Source organism: Chryseobacterium ginsenosidimutans (assembly GCF_039536845.1).
Classification (GTDB): Bacteria; Bacteroidota; Bacteroidia; order Flavobacteriales; family Weeksellaceae; genus Chryseobacterium; species Chryseobacterium ginsenosidimutans_B.
Map to the genome: position 1 here is coordinate 1 of NZ_BAAAZJ010000009.1, position 20404 is coordinate 20404.

Here is a 20404-nt window from a genome sequence, read left to right on the forward strand (position 1 = left end):
CTTTGAGTTTGATAATGTATCGAGGCATGTTTTTTTTGTAAAGTTAATATTTTTTGACATTCAGTTTTAAATCTTTTGACATTCAGTTTTCCCGATTATACTTGTCACTTTAAGAACAACCAGTTTAAAAGGAAGAATTATCTACAATTTGACCTGATTTTTCAAAAATCTTCATTTCCCAAAATTAACCAATAAAAATAATTAAACTGATTTTCAATTAGTTATATTATTTATTTATATTTTTTTACTACTTTGTATTGCATATTACCATTTTAATTACATATCTTTGTAATGTAAAATCGAAATAGGTTCAACTAGCTAGGAACCAATTTCGAAAATTATATAACTAATTAACAAAACTTATTAAAGATGAATACTGAAAATACCAAAGCGCAAATGCGAAAAGGAATTCTGGAATTCTGTATTTTAAGTCTCATCAATCTTCGCGAAATGTATGTTTCCGATCTAATAGATGAACTGAAAAAAGGAAAACTGGATGTAGTGGAAGGAACACTCTACCCTCTTTTAACAAGATTAAAAAATGGTGAGTTTCTCTCTTACAGATGGGAAGAATCTACTGGAGGACCACCAAGAAAATACTACCAGATAACAGAAAAAGGTAAGCTGTTTTTAGATGAACTTCAAAATACCTGGAACGAATTAACAGATTCAGTCAACCAAATCACTCAAAAAAATTAAAAAACAAAGCTATGAACAAGACACTCTCAATAGGACTCGCAGGTTTTTCTTTTACAATAGAAGAACACGCATATATAAAGCTGAGCGATTACCTTAATGCACTGAGAAGCTCACTGGATGCTTCAGAAGCAGACGAGGTAATGCATGACATAGAAATCAGAATGGTAGAAATCTTCAGAGATACCATGGCAAAACGTGAAGTAATCAATGATTCAGACGTAGAAAGAGTAATTGCACAGATCGGTTCTCCTGAAAAAATCGAAGAACAAGAGGAAGCTTATTATTCTGAAAAAAATACGAAAAAAACATATTCTTCAGGAACTGAGTATACAGACAAGAAACAATTGTTCCGTGACCCTGAAAGACAAAAGATCGCAGGTGTTTGCGCAGGTTTAGCTCATTATGTAGGAATGGATATTACTGCAATGAGAGCAATCTGGCTGGGAATTTTCATCTTAGGAATTTTCACGGCGGCAGTTTCATCAACGTTAGTTTTCTTGCTTTACATCATCCTTTGGGCGGTGTTACCAAAAGCAGAAACTGCAGCAGATTTCCTGAAAATGAAGGGAAAGCCTATGAACTTCGACAATCTTAAGAATGAGTCTAATAAATTGGTACAATTCGCCAACGAATCTACTCAGAGGGTCGGAGAAATCTATATCGAAAACAAACCTTACATCAATAACGCAGGAAGCGGACTTTGGAATGTTTTAAAATATGTCATCGGCGGAATCTTCGCTTTAATGGCAATAAGCAGCATTGTAGGAGTGTTTGTAGTATTCGGGCTTTTCGGAATGGATTCTGATTTTCCGGGAGCAAACGAAATCAAGTTTTACTTTGATGACAATGGTTTAGATAAAATTTTAACGGCAATTATCATCATAGGATCATTAATTCCGGCTATTATCTTCAGTTTGTTGAGCATTAAAATATTCTCTCCAAAAACTAAATTGAGAAATATCGGATGGGTAATCGGAGCTTTATTCCTTACTTTAATCGCTCTTGGAGCTTATTTCGGAGTAAGTATGGCGAAAAGAGAAATGTTTCTGAAAGGTCATAAAGAAGATACGGAAGAGGTTTCTATCAATACACAATCTGACAGTATTTTTGTTGATTCAAAGCAAATTGCAATTCCTCAGAACTTTACAGGATACGACGACGATCTTTACTCTGATAAAGTATCGGTTTACAAAAAAGACTGGATTCATGTAGATGTAACAAGAAAGGCAGATATTAAAACTCCTTATCTGATCATTAAAAAAGAAGCTAAAGGATACAACCTTCCACTAAATGTGACGGTTCCGGTAGAAGTTGTAAACAACAGAATTGTTCTTCCCAACTTCATCAAATACCCTTACGAGCACAGATTCAGAGATTACAGCATTGATTATGAATTGGTACTTCCTTTAAAAACAGTGGTAATTCCTGTAAAACAAGACGGGATCAATTTCGACGGAGATTTAAATGCAGACGGAATCAACGACAACGATCAGGAAAGAGATGAAGATGGAAAAATTAAAATTGAAAAGAACAAAATCACAGTAAACGGTTCTACAATCGAATACAATGATGATGACAGCGACAGCATTATTATCAATGGTAAAAAAGTTCCGAACAACCAGGCCGATCAAGTAATTGATTCTATGAAAAACACTATCAAAAAAATGAAAGGCGGTAAAGTAGATATCAAAGTAAACGATGATAAAAACGAAATTTCCATACAAACTAAATAATTAACTGCAGAGAGTGGCAGAAGGTGTGAATGGACAACACAACCGTTTGAAATTCACACTCTTCTTCTCTCAGAAAGAATTAAAAAATATAAATATTTAGTTCGATATGTAAATAAAAAGTTTTACATTTGTATAGCAAAAAAATATAACCAAAACACTCAAAAAATATTCAATAATCATGGTACAACTAGCACTAGAAATTGTAATGAAAATCGTAGATTTAATCAGCGGTTTGTTTTAAGAGCGATAATATTTCAATATATTTGTAAAGTATAACCACTTTGGTTATACTTTTTTGTTTTTAATTCAAAGTATATGAGAAAGCTGATTGGCAAACTGATGCTAAAACTAATGGGTTGGAAAGTCGTTCTACAGGGCGATGTAAACAGCCTGAACAGGTGTATTCTGGTAGTAGCACCCCACACTCACAATATGGAATATATTCTGGGAAATCTTGCCTATTGGTCATTAAAAAAGCCCTTAAAAGTGATCATTAAAGATGCTCATACGAAATCATGGTACGGCGGACTTGTAAAAGGTTTAGGAGGAATCGGAATCGACAGAAGCCAGAAAAACGACCTTGTAAATTTTGTTGCAAAGCAGTTTGCAAAAGATGATTTCAGCTTGGTAATTACCCCGGAAGGTACAAGAAGCTGGGTCCCGAAATGGAGAAAAGGTTTTTATCATATGGCTTTAGCAGCAAAAGTTCCTATCGTTTTGGCGGCAGGAGATTTCAAAAGAAAAATCGTTTATTTAGGATATACTATTCCTTATGAAAGAATTGCTTCTGTTCCTTTTTCAGAAATCATGACGGAAATTCAGGATTATTATATTAAAAATGATATCGTACCAAAAATTCCTGAGAACTGGAACCCGAATATCATGGGAAATGATTCGGAAGTTAGAAATTAGAAGTTATCAGAATTACTTATTACCAATTATTCATCACTTATAAATATGTACGCGAAAGATAAAACGAAGGAAGAAATATTAGCATTTTTAAACAGTTGGGGCGGAGAAGTTACTTTAGCAAAAACTTTAGAAATAAAATTCATCGATATAGATCTGGAAAATGAAACCATGACCGCAACAATGCCTGTACAGCCGAAAGTTCATCAGCCTTTTGGGATTTTACATGGCGGAGCAAGCTGTGTTTTGGCAGAAACAATGGGTTCCAGCCTGTCTAATATTTTCATTGATGGTGAGAAATATTACGGAGTGGGAACGAATATTAATTCCAACCATTTAAGAAGTAAAAAAGACGGAATGGTAACAGCCGTTGCAAGATTCATCAGAAAAGGAAAAACAATGCACGTTTCAGAAATTGAAATTCGTGATGAAAAAGGTCAGTTGATCAACCATACAACAATGACGAATAATATCATTAATAAATAATTAAATTTATCCCTAAAATATAAAGCTCAAAAAAAATTTGAGCTTTTTTTGTATCATGACTGCAACCTTTTTCTTTTCTTGCATCTTATAAGAAAATAATCACCATGAAAACTTTAATTTTACCTTTCTTATTTTTATTGACATTTGTAGTTTCTTGTAAAACTGATGATTCTGAAATTTTGGAACAACAAAAAACTTCTTATGATGTATATGTGGGTGGTGTAGATGAATTCAACGCATGCTACTGGAAAAACGGACAAAAAGTATCTTTAGCCGGAGGAGAAAATTTACAGGGAACTTACCTTACTGTAGATAACGGAGATGTTTATATGATAGCAAATAATATAGAATCGCTTGGTGGTAATAATATCATTCCTGCTTGGTATTTCTGGAAAAATGGAGTAAAATATAATGTTGCACAATATTTAAATGTTGCACCAAACACTCAAAACGAACCTGATAATCTACAAATATGGAATAATTTAACCGTCCATAATGGTAATATATATTTCTCCGGAATTATAAAAAACCCTGCTCCAACATCTTCAATGGATCTATATCAACTGTGTTCTTGGAAAAATGGGGTAAAAACTGTATTAGAATCTTTTGGACTTAATAATGGGCAGTCTTCAATAGGCTGTATCGGATTTTATAATAACGATACTTATATTACAACACGTAAAAATGACACCTACACTTCTGGAACATTTAATTGGGATATAGGATACTATAAAAATAATACTTATAGTTTTCTTACAACCAATGTACTTCCGAAACGTTTTATCTCAGACAATTCAGGAATATATTTACTCTCCAGAGATCTGAATAATAAAATTTACATTAAAAATGTACTCACAGGTAACGATTTGCCTATTCCAACAAATATTGCTCAAACTGGAATAACTGAAATAAGCTGGGATAATTCAGATAAATATTATATCGGAAATACTTTTTATTTTAAAAACAATAATCAAGTATCCATATCTGATCCAAATAATTTTAATACAATTGGGCATTTTACTGCAAAAGATCAAAACATTTATATGACAAGATACAATTCAAATGTTGGAGGAACAGCGGTGAAGTTTTATATTAACGATATAGAAATAATGTCTTTATCCAATACATCAAGAGGCTGTTTCAACTCCATTTTCGTCGATCCTAATTAAAAAAACATGAAACAAAGCAATAATGACATAAACTGGCAAAAAATCTACAGCGAAAGTTCTCCAAAACTTTTGGGGATCTGCCGTAGATATATTCCGGATATTTACACTGCTGAAGATATCGTTCAGGACAGTTTTATCGCGGCTATACAAAACAATCATCAGCTTAAAGATGAAAAAGCCTTGTTTGGCTGGCTTAAGAAAATTGTCGTTAATAATGCTTTAATGTATTTGCGAAAACACAGTAAAGACGTTTTTGTAAACACCGAACCATCAGAAATTCCAGATACCCTTTCCGAGATGAATCATCCTTCCTTAGACGAAAAACATATTTTTATATATGATTTCACAAGAGATCAGCTGCTGTCTTCGATAGACAGTTTGCCGGAGCATCACAAATCTGTTTTCAATTTATTTTTTATTGAAAATCATTCGCATGCCGAAATTTCAGGTTTGTTGGGAATCACCGTTAATACCTCAAAATCACATTTGTTGAGGGCGAAAAAATCTGTCCAGAATTTTTTAATTAATAATTTTGTCAATCAGGATACTCCGAAAAACAAAAAGAAAATGGCACAACTACTTGTTATTTTCGGATTGGGAGGATTGTTGTGGGCGCAGACTTTTAACAGTAAATTTTCAGATTTCACAATTTCACCATCAAGAAAGCTTGAAATTCCTGAGAATATTACCATTAAAAGTTTAGCTTTTTCGACATCATCTGGTCAGGTTTTAACAAAGAAAATCATCATTGGTTCTACAATCTTTGTAATAATTGTGGGTTCTGTATTTTTGTTGAGACCAAAAAATACATTTTCATTACAGAATAATTCATCAATAAATTCTGGCTCAGCTAAAAAAAAGCAGGAAATTTCAAATACAGAAATTCAAAAGCAGGGAAAAACTTCTAATTTGTCTTCGGATAATATTCTCATTAATGAAAATTCCGATTCTGAAAATTCAACAAATTCTCTGAAAGATATTTCCGAAATCAAAACAAACAGAGAAGCTTCAAAAGATAAAAATATAAAGAAAATCATTCTTAAAGATTCAATAGAAGAAGCGCCTCAAAAAGTAATTATTGTAAAGAAAATTATTAAAAGAGATACTATATTTTTAGATAGATAAACTTAATAGCCCATTATGTTTTTTAGAAAACTATTACTCCTTTTTTTGATCATGACCGTCAACTTTTCATTTGCTCAAAAACAAAGAAAAAAGAAAGTTGACACGGTTTACGTTTACGAAAAAGTAGTAATCTACGATACCGTTTACCTGATAAAACCTGTAAAATTCAGACAAAATGATATCATATTTCCGGAATTAAAAGTTCAGGAAACAAAATTCGTACGAAATATTTATAAAGAAGAACTTGAAAAACAACGCGCAATAAACAGAGCCAGAAACAGAAAAATACGCACTTTCCATTATGGATTCGAGGGAGGAATCGGTTTAAAAAACAGCAGTTGGGCAAAAGAACTTTCCAACCAACCACAAGTTGGAGAAAATCTGGGAATCTGGTTTTCAAAAAACATTATTAATCCTCAATTATCGCTTCAGTTATCGGCAAATATCTATCATTGGAATTCTACTTTTGATCTTGATGCCAACAAAGAAGATACTTATCTCAACGGATTTTATTTCACTCAGGACAACCAACCGCTACTCTTTCAGAGGTTTAATAATAAACATTTTGAATATGCTTTACAGTTAAAATTATTCTACGACTGGAAAAATATCCGTCCGTTTGTCGGATTTTTAATCAACAAAAATACATACAAGATGCAGTTTTTAGTTCCCGAAAATGGTGTTTTAGATAAATTAGATGATTTTAAAAGCAATCAAACCAATATTGGTTTTTCTTTCGGGGTTCAGTACAGACTTTTCAGGAAGATTTTACTGTCTTTGGATTATCAACAGTACCAAATGAATAATATTTCGTTAAAAAACAGCTTATTTGATTTTGACATTTTTAAGACTAACAATACCTTTGCAGAAAGAAAAATCAATTTCGGAATTTCCTATATTATTTCAAATCCCTGATTTTCTAAAAAGTATTACATAATGATTTATTTCAAATTTCCATTCGACGAAAAACTGTATTCAACAGACGAAAATTCAACTGAAAATCATATTAATTTTTATTCTTTTGATGGTTTCAATAAAATTGATTTTAATGGAAATATTATCGAAACAAATCAGGAAAATTTTGATAAATCATCAATTTCAAGTCAGTCTTTAACAGAGGATAAAAACAATTTTATTGCAGAAACCCAAGATGAATATTTACAAAATCTTGAAAAAGTAATTGAAATTATCACCGAAAATCAACTTCCAAAACTTGTTTATTCACGAAGAAAAATTTTTACAGATTTTAATGAGATTAATTTAAAAGAGAGTTTTAAAAATCTTTGTAATTCATATCCGAATGCTTTCAGATATATCTTTATTGATGGCGAAAATTCGTGGATGGGAGCTTTTTCAGAGGTTTTGGGAAAATTCAGCAAAAACACTCACGACTTTGAAACCATGAGCCTTGCAGGAACGCTTCCCGTTTCAGAAAACTGGTCGGAAAAAGAGATGGAAGAGCAAAAACCTGTTTCTTCATACATCAGAAATATCTTAAACGATTATTCTGAAAACATCGAAGAATCAGAAACTTACGATCATATTTCAGGAAATATAAAACATCTGCGAACAGATTTTAAAGTAAAAATAAACCCTGGAGATCTGGATAAAATTATTCAGGAATTACACCCGACTCCTGCTGTTTGTGGCATTCCAAAAGATTTTTGTAAAGAAAACATTCAGAAAATTGAGAAATTTCCGCGCGAATTATACGCCGGTTATATTAAAATTGAAACGGAGGAAACGGTTCAATATTTCGTCAATCTTCGTTGTTCCAAATTATATAAAGATTCTGTGCATTTATTCGTCGGAGGCGGAATTACAGCTCAAAGTAATACTGAAAAAGAATGGATCGAAACCGAATTAAAGTCGGAAGCGGTTTTAAAAAATTTGGTTATTTCTTAAAAATTTTACATAATAAATGCTTCGAGAACCTCAGCATGACATCTCTAATACTAACTGCTTTCTTTAGCAATAAATTTATAGAGTATGTCATGCTGAGGCTCTCGAAGCATTTAACAAAAACGAAAAAACCTCCTTCAAAACTGAAAGAAGTTTATATAAAATGATGTAATTTTAAAATTATTTCTTTTCTAAAAGACTTTTCAATAATGCGATTTGCTCATCTTTTTCCTTAAGCCTTTCTGCAAACAATTCGTCTTTTTCTTTCAATCTTATTTCGTATTGTTCTATAAGTTTTTCCGATTGATTGTTTATTACATAACCTGCATTGTCAAAATGTTCACCACTATTATTATTAATAATTGTAATTCCCTCAGGCAACAAATCATTTAAATTCTTATCATACATTTTTGCAATCTTATCTAATGTAAAAATATCGGGGAAACTTTTATCGCTTTCAAGTCTTCTGTAAGTTGATTCTGAAATATCTAATTTTTCAGCAACTTCTATAGTTGAAAATCCTTTTTCTATTCTCATTCCTTTTAGCTTTTGACCTATTTTCATGCACTTTTGTATTTTAACAAAGGTATTTAAAGTTTCTTAAATGTACAAAATAAAAAACTTTCAAAAATGGATAAAAATTGTTCAGATTTGGTTAATCTTTGGTCATTTTTGATTGTATTAGTTAGGGATTAAAAATTTAGTTTTGTAACATGTTCTCGCGAAAACATAAATGTGTAACACAAAAAAATCAAAAAAACATTAAACAATTAAAAATTATGAGAAATTTATTTAAATTCGTCTTTTTATTATGTATTATGACTTCTAAATTTGTATTTGCGCAAGAAACTGATATTTGCAATATTAGCTTAAATAATAAATCAATGCAACTTTACGAAAATGAAAACTTTCAAAAATTAGTCTTATTAGATAATGGATTTTTTCAAAGAAAAATAGATAAAGACTTATTGGACAGAATTTCAAAAGAGAGAGAGGGTTTTGTAAATGAAAAAAACTACGAGGAAATCTCTTCAGGTTTAGGGTTCGGTAGTGTTGACGAAATGATGTCTTACTACGAGAATATGAATAATTTATTTAATGAATTGAACAAGGTAAACATTAGATCTTACAGTTCGGAAGATATACAAAATGCGGCTGTTAAAGTTTTATGTGATAATAATTCTTCAACAGATTCAAAACTAGCACCTCCAACCAAATGCCAAAGAGCATTTAGAAATTGTAATGCTATTGCAGTTGGTACAGCAGTTGGTGGACATGTTGCTTGTGCAACCGCTGATATAACTATAATTGCTGGCGTATTTTGTCATTCAGCTGTTCATATTGTTATGTCTGCTATGTTAGACGATTGTAGAATGGATCTTGACGATTGTAAATAGTATTTATTATGAATATAGGTAGTTTTATGAATAAAAAAAATAACAGTTTTCTTACGTTATTAGCTTTTATATTATTAGGTTTTGGTGCATTTGGTGATACATTACCTTTTTATATAAGAATATCACTAATTCTTTTTTCAATAATTTTATTATCATTAAAGCTAATTTTAAAATATAAGCAAGATGATTTGAAAAGAGAAAATGTAATAATTATGATTGTTTTTATTCTTTTATCTTTAGGAACTGCTATTTATTCTTTTCTAATTACATAAATAAGATATTCATTTTCAATAAATTATATTTTGAAATTAAACTATTTTCTTCTTATCTTAATATGTATTTTTCCCTTAAGTGTAAATCTCAAACTACAAAATGTAGGGCTTGGATAAAGATTTAGAAATTGATAATATCTTGAGATGAAAAAGACGATTTTTTTAAGTATAATAACAACAATTTCATTTTGGGTATATATTAGAATTTTTTTAAAAATTTATGAAATAGTAGGCATAGAAAGATATGTGAATAAGGATGTCTTTTCTATAAGTCTAAAAATAGCAGGAATTTGTTTTTTGATATTATATTTTAAGAAATTTAAAATTTTAATGAAATTTCACTTAAAATATTTTATATACCTTTTTCCACTATTGCTGTTAGATTTTTTTTGTTTCAAAGATATTGTCAATTACTTTTCATCCACTAAAAATGATTTGAAAAGTTATGATATACAAATAAAAATAATAGTTTATTTTGTGAATGCTATCGTAGAGGAGGTTTTATTCCGTGGAATTATATTGTCATTTTTTATAAAACATTTTGTAGGTAATCAAAAGAATTTTATTTTATATTCTTCCTTTGCTTCATCTGTTTTATTTGGACTTTTTCATGCCATGAATTTTTTCACGAATGAATTCGAAATGTCCAGCAAAGCTGTTATTTATCAAATTTATGCATCTTTTGCTGTTGGATTTCTACTATGCATCATATATCTGAAAACTAGAAACCTATTGTATATTATTTTATCTCATTTTATATACAATTTCTATCTCTACTTATCACAAAGCAGTTATAAACATTCTGAATTTCAGAGCTCGCAAAGCAATTTTAATTTGATTTCGATATTTATTGCTTTACTTTATTTTGGTTTACCATTATTTGTCGGACTAATTTATTTTTATCTATTCGTAAATAAAGATCAGGAATTGAGAAGCTTACTTGGGAAAATTTAATTTATGTATTTTAAAGTTTATATGTAAAACTTCCAATTAATATTTATAAAATGAAAATAAAATTTATTTAGAAATATGAATTTTAAGCATTTGCTTATTCTCTTCATCTTCATTTTTTCTTTAAGTTTAAAATCTCAAACTACAACAATGTCGGGTTTGGATAAAGGTTTAGCAATTGGTAATATTCTCGTACAAGGCTATATTGCTTTAAAAGGGAATGGCTCGAAACCTGTCGATCCTAATGCAAAAACGGTTGACAGCTTCTGTTTTAAAAATAAAATGGAAGAAAAAATTACCATAAAATTCAATGGAAAAATAGAGGACGAAGAAATAAAAAAAGAATTCGTCATACAAAAAGACGAGAAAGAGTGCACGTATAATTTGCCGAAAGGAATCTACACTTATGAAGTTTTGCTTTCAAGTAAAGATACTTTCCAAAAAGGCGAATATAAGGTTTCAGAAGAATCGTTAATGACAATAAATCGTTAACAAAAATCCTTTCAGAATATAGCTCTGAAAGGATTTATTTTTAATAAGTTTTGAGTAAGCTAGTCAACATATACAAAATGATTTTATGATAAAACTAAAGAAGCAGAAACCTATTATGTACTTTAGATTACTTACTAAAATGTAGCAACGCATAATATGAGAAACAATTTTATACAGCTTTTAATTTTTTTATGTATAGCGTGGTACGCAAATGCACAATGCTTAACTGCACAGTATAGCTATTCTAAGCATATTTTAAAAGACAGCACGAGAATAGTTTCACAAAATACTTTTTTGAATATTGAGGAAAATTATTCTACATTTTTTAGTGAATCTCCTTATTTAGCTGATTCTATTATGACATCAGATGAGAAACTGGGTAAAAAAAATGATTTTAAAGCATTACCCGCTGATTTACTCGGTTGTTATATTCGAAAAAAGCTCTCATCTAAAGAAGTTATTTATTATTCCGACGAATTTGATGAACATGAGTACAAATACATCGAAGAACCAAAATTCATATGGAAAATAAGCAAAGAAAGTAAAGAGATATTGGGATTTAAGGTTTATTTAGCAACTACACAATATGCAGGAAGAAATTATGAGGCGTATTTCACTTCAGAAATTCCTATTCAAGAGGAACCGTACAAGTTTTTTGGATTACCTGGTTTAATTCTTGAAATATATGATGAAAAAAAAGATCACCATTTTTTGGCGATTGGTATTTCAAAAGAAAAGAAAATATCTATTGATGATCGTATTTCAAAAAGGAAGTATATTGAAACCTCAAAATCAAAATTCTTAGAGATGAGGAAAAGTCATATTGAGGCGCCAATGAAAAGAATATTTAAATTGATGAATAGTACTCAAATCTATGAAAAAAGAGATGCAAACGGCAATATGGTCGATATGAGAAAACTGCTTAATGAAACGCAGAAAAAAATGATTGAAGAATATAAAAAAGGAAACAGAATTGAACTTTAAAAACAAATAATATGAAAAATAACTTTTTATTAGCATTCGCACTTTTATTATTTGCCTTTGCTACCAGTAAAGCAAACAGTAATTACACAGATAGGGACGATAAAGTATATTTTAGTTCTTTTAGAAAAAATGAAGAACCAAAGAATAAAAAATTTAATATACTTAATAAAGATTCTGAAAATACTGGTGAATCTTTTTATGTAATTTATAAAGAAAATTCACTAGGTCAAGGCTTTTATTTTAAAGTTGTATTGGATAAAAATGAGAAGCCAATCGCAACATATTATGCAAATGAAGGTCGCCAACAGCTTTCCGATTTAACCGTTAAAAACCTTAAAAAACTTTTATCTGGACCGACAGGAAAAATGTCAGCTTCTACTGATCCTATCACAACTACTCAATGCGTAACAAATTGCCACCGTACAAATGCATGTTATGATAAACCTACATCAACAGGCGTTTTACTCTGTTCACTTGAATGTGGAATTGCGTGTGCATAAATTTAAAAAAAAATCCTCTTCAAAAAACTGAAGAGGATTTTATTATATTAAAAATAATTATTTTCTTACTCCGATTTTACTCCATGTATTCATTACAAAAAGTAAAATAAGACCGATAAGCGCTGAAGCAATAGAGAAAACAAACTGCAGGTTATCTTCAGATAACATATCTGCCTGCCAATCCAGAGCATAAAGGTTAATTGCGATGAAAACGATAAACAGTACCAAAAATACTTTATAAAACTTCTGCATAACTCTCAAAAATTAATATAATTCTGCACCAATTGCGCAAAATTTGCGGTGAATAATTTAATTGAAATCGCCAACAGGATAATTCCGAAAACTTTCTGTAAAATAGCCAAGGTTGCATCACCCATTTTCTTCTCTAGCCAGGTCGCAGATTTCAGCACCAAATATACGAAAATTGTATTGAGAATAATTCCAAAAATAATATTAATATCGTGAAATTCAGCTTTTAGAGATAAGGTCGTCGTTAAGGTTCCCGCTCCCGCTACCAATGGAAAAGCGATGGGTACAATGGAAGCTGCTTTAGCTTCTGAAGTTTTATTAATTTCAATTCCTAAAATCATTTCCAAAGCAATGATAAAAATAACGACTGCTCCTGCAATTGCAAAAGAATTAACATCAACTCCGATAAATTTCAGTATTTTATCTCCTACAAAAAGGAAAACAAGCATGATTGCACCTGCTGTAATAGATGCTTTTCTCGCTTCGATCTGTCCGAATTTCTGCTGAAGACTTACCACCACCGGAATAGAACCGATAATATCAATCACGGCAAAAAGAACCATAAAACACGTTACGATCTCTTTTATAGAAAAATCATTAAAAATTTCCATTTCTTTGTAATTAAATATTTCGCAAAAATATGAAAATAAATTAACTATTTGCTAATCTGAGAATACAAATTAACGATTGCTTTTAAAAGTTCATCCATTCCCTCAGAAGATTTTATAGGAGCGTATTTTTCAATCTGTATTCTCTGAGAAAGAAGTCTGTATTCTTCGGCAATTGCAGAACCTTTATGGTTTTCCAGAAAGTTTTTGAAATCTTCTTCAGAACTCTGGAAATACTGATTTCTTACTTCAGAATCAAGCTCATCAAACGTTTGAAAGAATTTTTGATAATCTTCATTATCTTTAAGATTTTCCAAATAGCTGAAATAATCATTAACATCCGTTTTCAGGCTTTCTCTGATTTCTTTTTCTGTTTCAGCTACAGAACCTAAAGGTTTTGAAGGTGCAGTTTCCTTAATTGTTTTACGTTTTTTTTGCCAAGTCTTAAATAGCAGATAAGCTATAAATAATCCCAGTAAAATAGTAATATTAGTTAAAAGTATATTCCAGTGGAATTTACTTTTTTCTTTTACTTTAAATGATGTTGTCTTTAAAACAGGCGTATTTACAGTTTCCAGAAAAGTATTCGTGTACTCATTTACCTTTTCAACCGTTGTGCGGGCTTCCAGAATCTGATCGTGAGAAAATGCACTCACAGCCAATGTTTCCTGACCAAGATCTACATATTCTTTGCTTGAAGGATCAAAAAACGCAAACTGCTCTGTCTTGATATTAATTTCTCCCGATTTTTTAGGAATAATAAGATAATTTGCCAGGATCTCACCTTTCATTCCCGTTGTTCCTACCGTAATTTTTGAAGTAATTTTTGGAGCGAAAACTTCATAATCCGGAGATTCTGCAATTTTCGGAAGCTCCATATTTCTAAGATTTCCTTCTCCACTTACTTTTACAACAACATTCATTGGTTTTTTAACCTCAGCTTTCTCTTTTGAAGCATTAACAACACTTACATTAAAGTTTCCGACCGCATTTTTAAAATATTCAGGAGAACCTTCAGGAAGTTTTTTTACGTTGATCTTAACTTTATTAGAAACAATTTTATTTTTATTTGAATAAGAACTTACAGACGCAGAAACTCCGGGAACTTCAACATATCCTGCTTCATTTGGAAATACCATAAACACTGCCAAAATCTGTGACGCCATATTCCCGTTATCGGAAGGATCGATCTCAGATTTTGCAAAACTTACAGGATAAACATTTAAATCATCCTGCTCCGGAAGATGAATATTTTTCACTCTTCTGAAATTATCCATGTTTTTAGAATACACTTTCAGCACAGCAATCGTTGCCTGATCCTGATATACATCACGATCTTCGATCTCCATATTCAGATAAACATCCTTTGAAGAATTACTTGCAACGGCGGTCTTTTTATCTACATCTTTTATGAAAATATCAAAAGGCTCAGTTTTATAAATTTTATTATTGATTGTTATCAGAAACGAACCAATTTTCACTTTTCCTTTTTGTTTCGGTTCAAGAGCCAGTCTTGTTATAGATTGAGAAATTACAGTATTGGTTTCAGGATCTACATACCCATTATTCAAAGATCCGCTTCCTATGATATTAAATTTCGATAAATCCGGCGAACGCAAAGGAGTTTGCTGATTGTAGTCACCTCCTTCAATTTCAAGAACAATACTCAGATTTACAACGTCTTTACCATTGTAACTTGTTTTATCCGGAGTTACAGTAAGATTTACCTGTCCGTAAGAAATTACGGATATGAAAAGAAATAATATGTAGGTAATTCTGTCTTGCATCACCAATCTTTCTCGTTGCTTTCGGGCATCGAATAAGAATTTTTATTCAAAATTCTTCTGGCGGTTTCTTTTTCTTTATCGCTTACTTTATTGAGTATTTGATTTTCCAGATCTTTTGGTATTTTGCCTTCATTATTCTGACTCTGATTGGGATCATTTCCCTGACCTTTGCCTTGATTTTGCTGACCTTGTCCCTGATCCTGCTTTTGATCTTTAGGATTTCCTTTTTGATCATCATTTTGTTTTTGGTCTTTACCACCGCCTCCTTTACCAGAGTTATTTTGCTGTTGTTTTTTTTGTTCGTTTTCTTTTTCTTTAAGCTTGGCAATTTCATAGTTTTTTCTTGTTGCCTCGCTGTAAGGATTTTGTTTAAGGGATTGCTTATAAAAGTTGGCAGCTTTGTCCGGCTGCTTCATCTGCATATAAGTATTTCCTAAATTGTGAAGAGCTGCTGCTTTATCCGGAAGTGTCTGAGAAAGTTTTTGTGCAGTTTCAAACTCCGCCTTTGCCTCTTCATATTTCTTACTTTTATATAATGCATTTCCTAAATTGTAATGCGCTGTAAAATCTTTTCCGTTGGTTCTTATCGCTTCCAGATACTTTACAGAGGCACCATCATAATCTTTACCGTTAAATTTTTCGTTCCCTTCATACACTAAAGTTCTGTAGTTTTTCTGACCGAAAAGAACCCCAGAATGCATAAAAGCAATTATAAACGACAAAAAAATGATTTTAGTATTCATCAAGTGCAAAATTATTCCTTTAAATGTTAATAAACAGCGTCTTATTTGTTAAAGTTCGGTTAAAGTAATTGTCTTACATTGAGACAAACAACCTTCCTATTAGACATTAAAATCTCTTTTAGGATTAAAAATATAAATCAAAAAGAAGAAAAATATCGATACGGCAAGGAAATATTGATAGTAATGATTGGCATTTTGTGATTTCACCAACGTTTCCGAAGATCCCATTTTCTTATGCAAAGCATCTAGGATTCTTTCCGGAGCTTCGTTGATATTATTTCCATCAATATAAGTTCCGCCAGTTGATTCTGCCATTTTCCTTAAAGCTTCCGTTTGTCTTTTTGAAATAACGGTCTGTCCGTTCATATCATTTTTATACCCCATCAATTGTCCGAAAACATATTCAGGAACGGGAGCTCCTTCATCAGAGCCAATTCCTACCGAAGTAATCATTATTCCTTCTTTTTTGGCTAATTTTATCGCGGCATCATCATTTCCTTCATTATCTTCACCATCACTCAATAAAACAACTTTTCTGGCGTCTTTGTTTACATTTTTAAATTTTTCGGCAGCGATTTTCATTCCATTTAAAAAATCTGTACCCTGGATCTGCATTGAATTGGTTTCAATTCCGCTGATATAAGTTTCCGCCGAATTATAATCTGTCGTCAAAGGCATGATTGAAGTTGCCTGTCCTGCGAAAATGACGATCCCGACTTTATCACTTTTCATCTTCTGCATCATTTGAAGCATCAGATTTTTTGCCTCCGTTAAACGACTTGGATTGATATCTTCCGCATTCATCGAATTGGAAACATCCAACATGAAAATAACATTATTTAATTTCTGATTGGTTTTAACTTCCTCCGAACCGCTTAATAAATCAACAATCGAAAAAATTAAAAACAATGTTCCCAATAAATATAAAGCCGGAAAAAATTTAGTAAATCCAGATTTTTTTTCAAATAAATGCTCATGAAACTGGCTGTCTGCAAAAATTTCTCTTTTCTTTTTTTTCCATTTTAAATAACGGATCAAAAAGATAGCTAACAGCGGCAAAAGCAACAGCAACAATAAGTACCAATAATTCCCTAAATACCAATCCATTAACTTAAAATTTTATAAAACACCCATCTTAACAAAGCATCCAAAAACAACATTCCCAAAGCGATCCAAAGGAAAATTTTAAAATATTCCTGATAATTAAATAATTTGGAAACCTTCACGTCAGATTTCTCCAATTGATTAATTTCATCATATACCTCTTCCAAACTGCTGTTTGATGTCGCTCTGAAATATTTTCCACCTGTCATTTGGGCAACTTCTTTCAACACGGGTTCATCAATTTTCACTTCCGTTTCCGTGAAAACCAGATCTCCGAAAATATCTGTCTGAGTAGGCATTAAAGCATATCCGTTGGTTCCGATCCCAATGGAATATACCTTAATACCGTTATTTTTTGCCAATTCTGCTGCAATTGCAGGAGGCATGGCATTTTCAATTGTATTGACACCATCTGTCATTAGAATGATGATTTTACTTTTGGCTTTACTGTTTTTCAGGTGATTTACTGCAACAGAAAGTCCTTCTCCAATTGCAGTTCCGGGCTGTAATTCTAATGGATTCAGATTTTGTAATTCATCGATAACAACCTGATGATCAGAAGTCACCGGAACTTTTGTAAAAGCTTCACCGGAATAAGCTACCAAACCGATTCTGTCATTCGGTCTTTTATCAACGAATTTTATTGCGATATCTTTTAGAGCAGTTAAACGATCCGGTGTAAGATCTTTTGCCAACATACTCAAAGAAACGTCGACAGAAAGCATAATATCAATTCCTTTTGTATCGTCTCTGTCCTGGGAAACGGTGAAAGTTCTTGGTCTTGCCATTGCAATAATTAAGGCAGAAAGAATGATGTATTTTGAAATTTTCAACAAAAACATCACAATTTGGATTCCACCGCTGTCCCCCATATTTTTGACAGTAGGAACTTTAATACCTTTCCTCTTCTGTTTGCTTACATCTCTGAATAAAAGCGGAATAAACAAGAAGAAAAGCGCTAAAAACCACGGACTGAAAAACTCAAAATTAAACATCTTTTCTCAAGTTTTCAAATTCCAGATCTTTTGATGATCTTTTTACAAAATCTCTGATCTCAGCAAGATCTTTCTCCATAGTTTCCTGATCAGGGAAGGTTTTTGCGAATTTTACGAGATCACCTCGTAAAAATACATCTTCCACTACCCTTTCATTTTCCTGAGAAATCGTATTGTTTTTCTTCATTAAATCAATCAAATCATCCGTCAACAAAACATCTGCAGGCAAATGATATTGTTTCGTAATAAATTTTCGTGAAATCTCGATCAGTTCAACATAAAATGAACGATAATTTCCACTTTCCACATATTTTTTCTTTTTAAGAGAATCTAATTCTTTTAGTGTCTGATTCGTAGCGACGATAGGTGAATCTTTAGATTTTCTGCCATATTTTACAAACATTACAACTGCAATAATCAGACAAATAACAGCAATTGCAGCCAAAATATAAAACTTATACAATTCCCAATAATCCGTAACTTCAAGTTTTACGCTTTTATTGTTCATAATATCATTAAGAGGATCTGCTTTTTGAGCAGTATTAATCACATCAATTTCATAAGGAATCGTCTTTAAAAGCTTGTCTCCTACTTTAAATTCAAGTGCAGGAATGGTGAATTTTCCTTCATCAAAAACAGCAAACTCAATTCTTCTGTAATAAACATCCTGAGTTTGCGCAATACTGTCTTTTACTTCTTCGAAATGAAAAGGCAGCAATTCGTTTTCGGGAGCTGCAGAAACTTTCTCATTCTTCAGATTATTAATCGTCACAACGATATGATTCACTTCTCCCAAAGCGATGGTTTTCTTCTCAACACTGGAAGAAAGTATCTGTGAAAAAGCGTTTGCACAGATTAAAAAACAAAATATAAATAATAGTTTTTTCAATTTAAATTACTTCTTTTGAAAATAATTATACAATAATTTTGAGTAGTCCGAGCCTGTACTTACATTCATAAAACTCGCCGAACTATTGGCAAAATCTTCTTCCAGAGCTCTTAATTTCTGTTTCTGAGCTTCCGCAAAATTATATCTCCATCTTGCACTGGAAGTATTTGCCCAAACCTGCTTTCCTGTTTCCGAATCATACAATAAGGTATATCCGACATCAGGAATTTCATTATCTTTTTCATCAAAAATCCTCATTCCTAACAACTGATGTTTTTTGGAAGCTACTCTCAACATTTTGGAGTCATATTCATCTTCAAAATCGGAGAAAAGGAAAACTAAGGATTTTCTTTTAAAAATTCCCATCATATATTCCATGGCTTTATCAATTTTCGACTCTGCCGAAACATAATCTGCCGTTAGAATATTACTGATAATCGACAAAATGTGCTTTCTTCCTTTTTGTGGCGGAATTACTTTATACACTTTATCAGCAAATAAAATTAACCCTACTTTATCATTATTTCCTGCTGCAGAAAAGCCTAAACTTGCGGCAATTTCGGCAACATATTCTCTCTTCAGCTGATTTTTAGTTCCGTAATCCATCGAAGCAGAAATATCTACCAAAATCATCATCGTTAATTCCCTTTCCTCCTCCATTACCTTTACAAAAGGCTCACGGAAACGGGCAGTTTTATTCCAGTCGATCCTACGAATTTCATCTCCGAACTGATACGGACGAACTTCGGAAAAAGTCATCCCCTGTCCTTTAAAAGCACTGTGATATTGCCCCATCAGAGAAGCTTCCGTCTTCTTTCGAGTACGGATTTCTATCTGCTTGACTTTTTTTACAATATCTTTTATCTGCATGTTGTGTGTTTGAGGGTTTTAGAGTTTAAGTATTTTTTGTGTCCTTAAAAACTTCCGGCATCCAACTTCCATCTTTCTTTTTATTTAAATTCAATCGAAACATTTAACCATTCATCATCGAACTTCGGACTGTATTTTTTATAAAAATTAATTGCCGGCTCGTTCCAGTTCAATACCTGGAAAACCATTCCGCTGTATTGATTTGATTTTCCAAATTCTATTGTTGCTTCAAATAATTTCTTACCGATTTGTTTTCCTCTCAACTTCTCCGTCACCACCAAATCTTCCAGATACAATCTTCTTCCTTTCCACGTTGAATACCTGTCATAATACAACGAGATTCCAACAATTTCTCCGTTAAATTCAGCCACAAAAGCTCCCCAAACCGGAGATTTTCCGAATCCGTCTTCAATAAACTGCTCTAAAGTTAAGGCAACTTCATGCAACGCCTTTTCATAGTCTGCCAATTCTTTAATCAGCTCCAACATTGGAGCACAATCTTCCTGAACCGCTTTTCTGATTACAATTTCTTCCATTGAA

At 31.8% G+C, this 20404-nt stretch carries 24 protein-coding genes; 14 read left to right on the forward strand and 10 right to left on the reverse strand.

What is annotated here, in order from left to right:
* Positions 1–369 precede the first annotated feature (369 nt).
* The 8 genes from ABD745_RS10015 to ABD745_RS10050 all read left to right on the forward strand — a co-directional run bounded on the left by ABD745_RS10015 (position 370) and on the right by ABD745_RS10050 (position 8026).
* Entirely contained in the window at positions 370–699 is a 330-nt protein-coding gene (locus ABD745_RS10015; RefSeq protein WP_047397851.1) for a helix-turn-helix transcriptional regulator, read from the forward strand.
* Between the two features lie 11 nt (positions 700–710).
* Entirely contained in the window at positions 711–2432 is a 1722-nt protein-coding gene (locus ABD745_RS10020) for a PspC domain-containing protein (protein ID WP_344828835.1), read from the forward strand.
* Positions 2433–2747: 315 nt separating this feature from the next.
* Positions 2748–3344, forward strand: coding sequence for a 1-acyl-sn-glycerol-3-phosphate acyltransferase (locus ABD745_RS10025; protein WP_344828836.1), 597 nt, complete (start codon positions 2748–2750; stop codon positions 3342–3344).
* Between the two features lie 45 nt (positions 3345–3389).
* A complete protein-coding gene (locus ABD745_RS10030) occupies positions 3390–3827 on the forward strand; it encodes a PaaI family thioesterase (protein WP_344828838.1) in 438 nt (145 codons plus the stop codon).
* Positions 3828–3931: 104 nt separating this feature from the next.
* Positions 3932–4996, forward strand: coding sequence for a hypothetical protein (locus ABD745_RS10035; protein ID WP_344828840.1), 1065 nt, complete (start codon positions 3932–3934; stop codon positions 4994–4996).
* Between the two features lie 6 nt (positions 4997–5002).
* Positions 5003–6121: an RNA polymerase sigma factor gene (locus ABD745_RS10040; RefSeq protein ID WP_344828842.1), complete on the forward strand. Its 1119-nt coding sequence runs from the start codon at positions 5003–5005 to the stop codon at positions 6119–6121.
* 15 nt (positions 6122–6136) lie between these two features.
* Entirely contained in the window at positions 6137–7036 is a 900-nt protein-coding gene (locus ABD745_RS10045) for a hypothetical protein (protein WP_344828844.1), read from the forward strand.
* A 21-nt stretch (positions 7037–7057) separates the two neighbouring features.
* On the forward strand, positions 7058–8026 hold the full coding sequence (locus ABD745_RS10050) for a chorismate-binding protein (RefSeq protein WP_344828846.1): 969 nt from the start codon (positions 7058–7060) through the stop codon (positions 8024–8026).
* Between the two features lie 177 nt (positions 8027–8203).
* Here the strand turns inward: ABD745_RS10050 and ABD745_RS10055 are convergent, their stop codons facing one another.
* Positions 8204–8587 carry a helix-turn-helix domain-containing protein gene (locus tag ABD745_RS10055; RefSeq protein ID WP_344828848.1) on the reverse strand — a complete coding sequence of 128 codons (384 nt, stop codon included), beginning with the start codon at positions 8585–8587 and terminating at the stop codon, positions 8204–8206.
* Positions 8588–8802: 215 nt separating this feature from the next.
* On the opposite strand from ABD745_RS10055, the gene ABD745_RS10060 reads away from it, so the two are divergent.
* The 6 genes from ABD745_RS10060 (at position 8803) to ABD745_RS10080 (ending at position 12619) form a co-directional block, all read left to right on the forward strand.
* Entirely contained in the window at positions 8803–9420 is a 618-nt protein-coding gene (locus tag ABD745_RS10060) for a hypothetical protein (RefSeq protein ID WP_344828850.1), read from the forward strand.
* 8 nt (positions 9421–9428) lie between these two features.
* The gene (locus ABD745_RS10065) at positions 9429–9692 is read left to right on the forward strand and encodes a hypothetical protein (RefSeq protein WP_344828852.1); all 264 of its coding nucleotides are present in this window, start codon (positions 9429–9431) and stop codon (positions 9690–9692) included.
* 330 nt (positions 9693–10022) lie between these two features.
* On the forward strand, positions 10023–10646 hold the full coding sequence (locus tag ABD745_RS21550; RefSeq protein WP_425549792.1) for a CPBP family intramembrane glutamic endopeptidase: 624 nt from the start codon (positions 10023–10025) through the stop codon (positions 10644–10646).
* 75 nt (positions 10647–10721) lie between these two features.
* Positions 10722–11135, forward strand: a complete 414-nt coding sequence (locus ABD745_RS10070; protein WP_344828854.1) for a hypothetical protein — start codon at positions 10722–10724, stop codon at positions 11133–11135.
* A gap of 156 nt (positions 11136–11291) precedes the next feature.
* A complete protein-coding gene (locus ABD745_RS10075) occupies positions 11292–12119 on the forward strand; it encodes a GLPGLI family protein (protein WP_344828856.1) in 828 nt (275 codons plus the stop codon).
* 11 nt (positions 12120–12130) lie between these two features.
* Complete coding sequence (locus ABD745_RS10080; RefSeq protein ID WP_344828858.1) at positions 12131–12619, forward strand: hypothetical protein; 489 nt, start codon at positions 12131–12133, stop codon at positions 12617–12619.
* 57 nt (positions 12620–12676) lie between these two features.
* Here the strand turns inward: ABD745_RS10080 and ABD745_RS10085 are convergent, their stop codons facing one another.
* The 9 genes from ABD745_RS10085 to ABD745_RS10125 form a co-directional block, all read right to left on the reverse strand.
* Complete coding sequence (locus ABD745_RS10085; protein WP_047397834.1) at positions 12677–12871, reverse strand: hypothetical protein; 195 nt, start codon at positions 12869–12871, stop codon at positions 12677–12679.
* 5 nt (positions 12872–12876) lie between these two features.
* The gene (locus ABD745_RS10090; protein WP_344828862.1) at positions 12877–13479 is read right to left on the reverse strand and encodes a MarC family protein; all 603 of its coding nucleotides are present in this window, start codon (positions 13477–13479) and stop codon (positions 12877–12879) included.
* A 44-nt stretch (positions 13480–13523) separates the two neighbouring features.
* The gene (locus ABD745_RS10095) at positions 13524–15263 is read right to left on the reverse strand and encodes a BatD family protein (protein WP_344828864.1); all 1740 of its coding nucleotides are present in this window, start codon (positions 15261–15263) and stop codon (positions 13524–13526) included.
* On the reverse strand, positions 15263–15985 hold the full coding sequence (locus tag ABD745_RS10100; protein WP_344828866.1) for a tetratricopeptide repeat protein: 723 nt from the start codon (positions 15983–15985) through the stop codon (positions 15263–15265). Before ABD745_RS10100 ends, ABD745_RS10095 begins: the two co-directional genes overlap by 1 nt.
* A gap of 120 nt (positions 15986–16105) precedes the next feature.
* A complete protein-coding gene (locus ABD745_RS10105) occupies positions 16106–17113 on the reverse strand; it encodes a vWA domain-containing protein (RefSeq protein ID WP_344828867.1) in 1008 nt (335 codons plus the stop codon).
* Positions 17113–18105, reverse strand: a complete 993-nt coding sequence (locus tag ABD745_RS10110) for a VWA domain-containing protein (protein WP_344828869.1) — start codon at positions 18103–18105, stop codon at positions 17113–17115. The genes ABD745_RS10105 and ABD745_RS10110 overlap by 1 nt, the downstream gene beginning before the upstream one ends.
* Positions 18098–18994: a BatD family protein gene (locus tag ABD745_RS10115; RefSeq protein WP_344828871.1), complete on the reverse strand. Its 897-nt coding sequence runs from the start codon at positions 18992–18994 to the stop codon at positions 18098–18100. The genes ABD745_RS10110 and ABD745_RS10115 overlap by 8 nt, the downstream gene beginning before the upstream one ends.
* 6 nt (positions 18995–19000) lie before the next feature.
* Positions 19001–19864: a DUF58 domain-containing protein gene (locus ABD745_RS10120; RefSeq protein ID WP_344828873.1), complete on the reverse strand. Its 864-nt coding sequence runs from the start codon at positions 19862–19864 to the stop codon at positions 19001–19003.
* An 80-nt stretch (positions 19865–19944) separates the two neighbouring features.
* Complete coding sequence (locus tag ABD745_RS10125) at positions 19945–20400, reverse strand: GNAT family N-acetyltransferase (protein ID WP_344828875.1); 456 nt, start codon at positions 20398–20400, stop codon at positions 19945–19947.
* Between the last annotated feature and the right edge of the window lie 4 nt (positions 20401–20404).

Coding starts and splice junctions, on each gene's coding strand:
- ABD745_RS10015 (WP_047397851.1), top strand. CDS start 370: ATGAATACTGAAAATACCAAAGCGCAAATGCGAAAAGGAATTCTGGAA.
- ABD745_RS10095 (WP_344828864.1), bottom strand. CDS start 15,263: ATGCAAGACAGAATTACCTACATATTATTTCTTTTCATATCCGTAATT.
- ABD745_RS10085 (WP_047397834.1), bottom strand. CDS start 12,871: ATGCAGAAGTTTTATAAAGTATTTTTGGTACTGTTTATCGTTTTCATC.
- ABD745_RS10055 (WP_344828848.1), bottom strand. CDS start 8,587: ATGAAAATAGGTCAAAAGCTAAAAGGAATGAGAATAGAAAAAGGATTT.
- ABD745_RS10120 (WP_344828873.1), bottom strand. CDS start 19,864: ATGCAGATAAAAGATATTGTAAAAAAAGTCAAGCAGATAGAAATCCGT.
- ABD745_RS10080 (WP_344828858.1), top strand. CDS start 12,131: ATGAAAAATAACTTTTTATTAGCATTCGCACTTTTATTATTTGCCTTT.
- ABD745_RS10050 (WP_344828846.1), top strand. CDS start 7,058: ATGATTTATTTCAAATTTCCATTCGACGAAAAACTGTATTCAACAGAC.
- ABD745_RS10035 (WP_344828840.1), top strand. CDS start 3,932: ATGAAAACTTTAATTTTACCTTTCTTATTTTTATTGACATTTGTAGTT.
- ABD745_RS10065 (WP_344828852.1), top strand. CDS start 9,429: ATGAATATAGGTAGTTTTATGAATAAAAAAAATAACAGTTTTCTTACG.
- ABD745_RS10025 (WP_344828836.1), top strand. CDS start 2,748: ATGAGAAAGCTGATTGGCAAACTGATGCTAAAACTAATGGGTTGGAAA.
- ABD745_RS10090 (WP_344828862.1), bottom strand. CDS start 13,479: ATGGAAATTTTTAATGATTTTTCTATAAAAGAGATCGTAACGTGTTTT.
- ABD745_RS10030 (WP_344828838.1), top strand. CDS start 3,390: ATGTACGCGAAAGATAAAACGAAGGAAGAAATATTAGCATTTTTAAAC.
- ABD745_RS10125 (WP_344828875.1), bottom strand. CDS start 20,400: ATGGAAGAAATTGTAATCAGAAAAGCGGTTCAGGAAGATTGTGCTCCA.
- ABD745_RS10020 (WP_344828835.1), top strand. CDS start 711: ATGAACAAGACACTCTCAATAGGACTCGCAGGTTTTTCTTTTACAATA.
- ABD745_RS10070 (WP_344828854.1), top strand. CDS start 10,722: ATGAATTTTAAGCATTTGCTTATTCTCTTCATCTTCATTTTTTCTTTA.
- ABD745_RS10060 (WP_344828850.1), top strand. CDS start 8,803: ATGAGAAATTTATTTAAATTCGTCTTTTTATTATGTATTATGACTTCT.
- ABD745_RS21550 (WP_425549792.1), top strand. CDS start 10,023: ATGAAATTTCACTTAAAATATTTTATATACCTTTTTCCACTATTGCTG.
- ABD745_RS10040 (WP_344828842.1), top strand. CDS start 5,003: ATGAAACAAAGCAATAATGACATAAACTGGCAAAAAATCTACAGCGAA.
- ABD745_RS10045 (WP_344828844.1), top strand. CDS start 6,137: ATGTTTTTTAGAAAACTATTACTCCTTTTTTTGATCATGACCGTCAAC.
- ABD745_RS10075 (WP_344828856.1), top strand. CDS start 11,292: ATGAGAAACAATTTTATACAGCTTTTAATTTTTTTATGTATAGCGTGG.
- ABD745_RS10110 (WP_344828869.1), bottom strand. CDS start 18,105: ATGTTTAATTTTGAGTTTTTCAGTCCGTGGTTTTTAGCGCTTTTCTTC.
- ABD745_RS10105 (WP_344828867.1), bottom strand. CDS start 17,113: ATGGATTGGTATTTAGGGAATTATTGGTACTTATTGTTGCTGTTGCTT.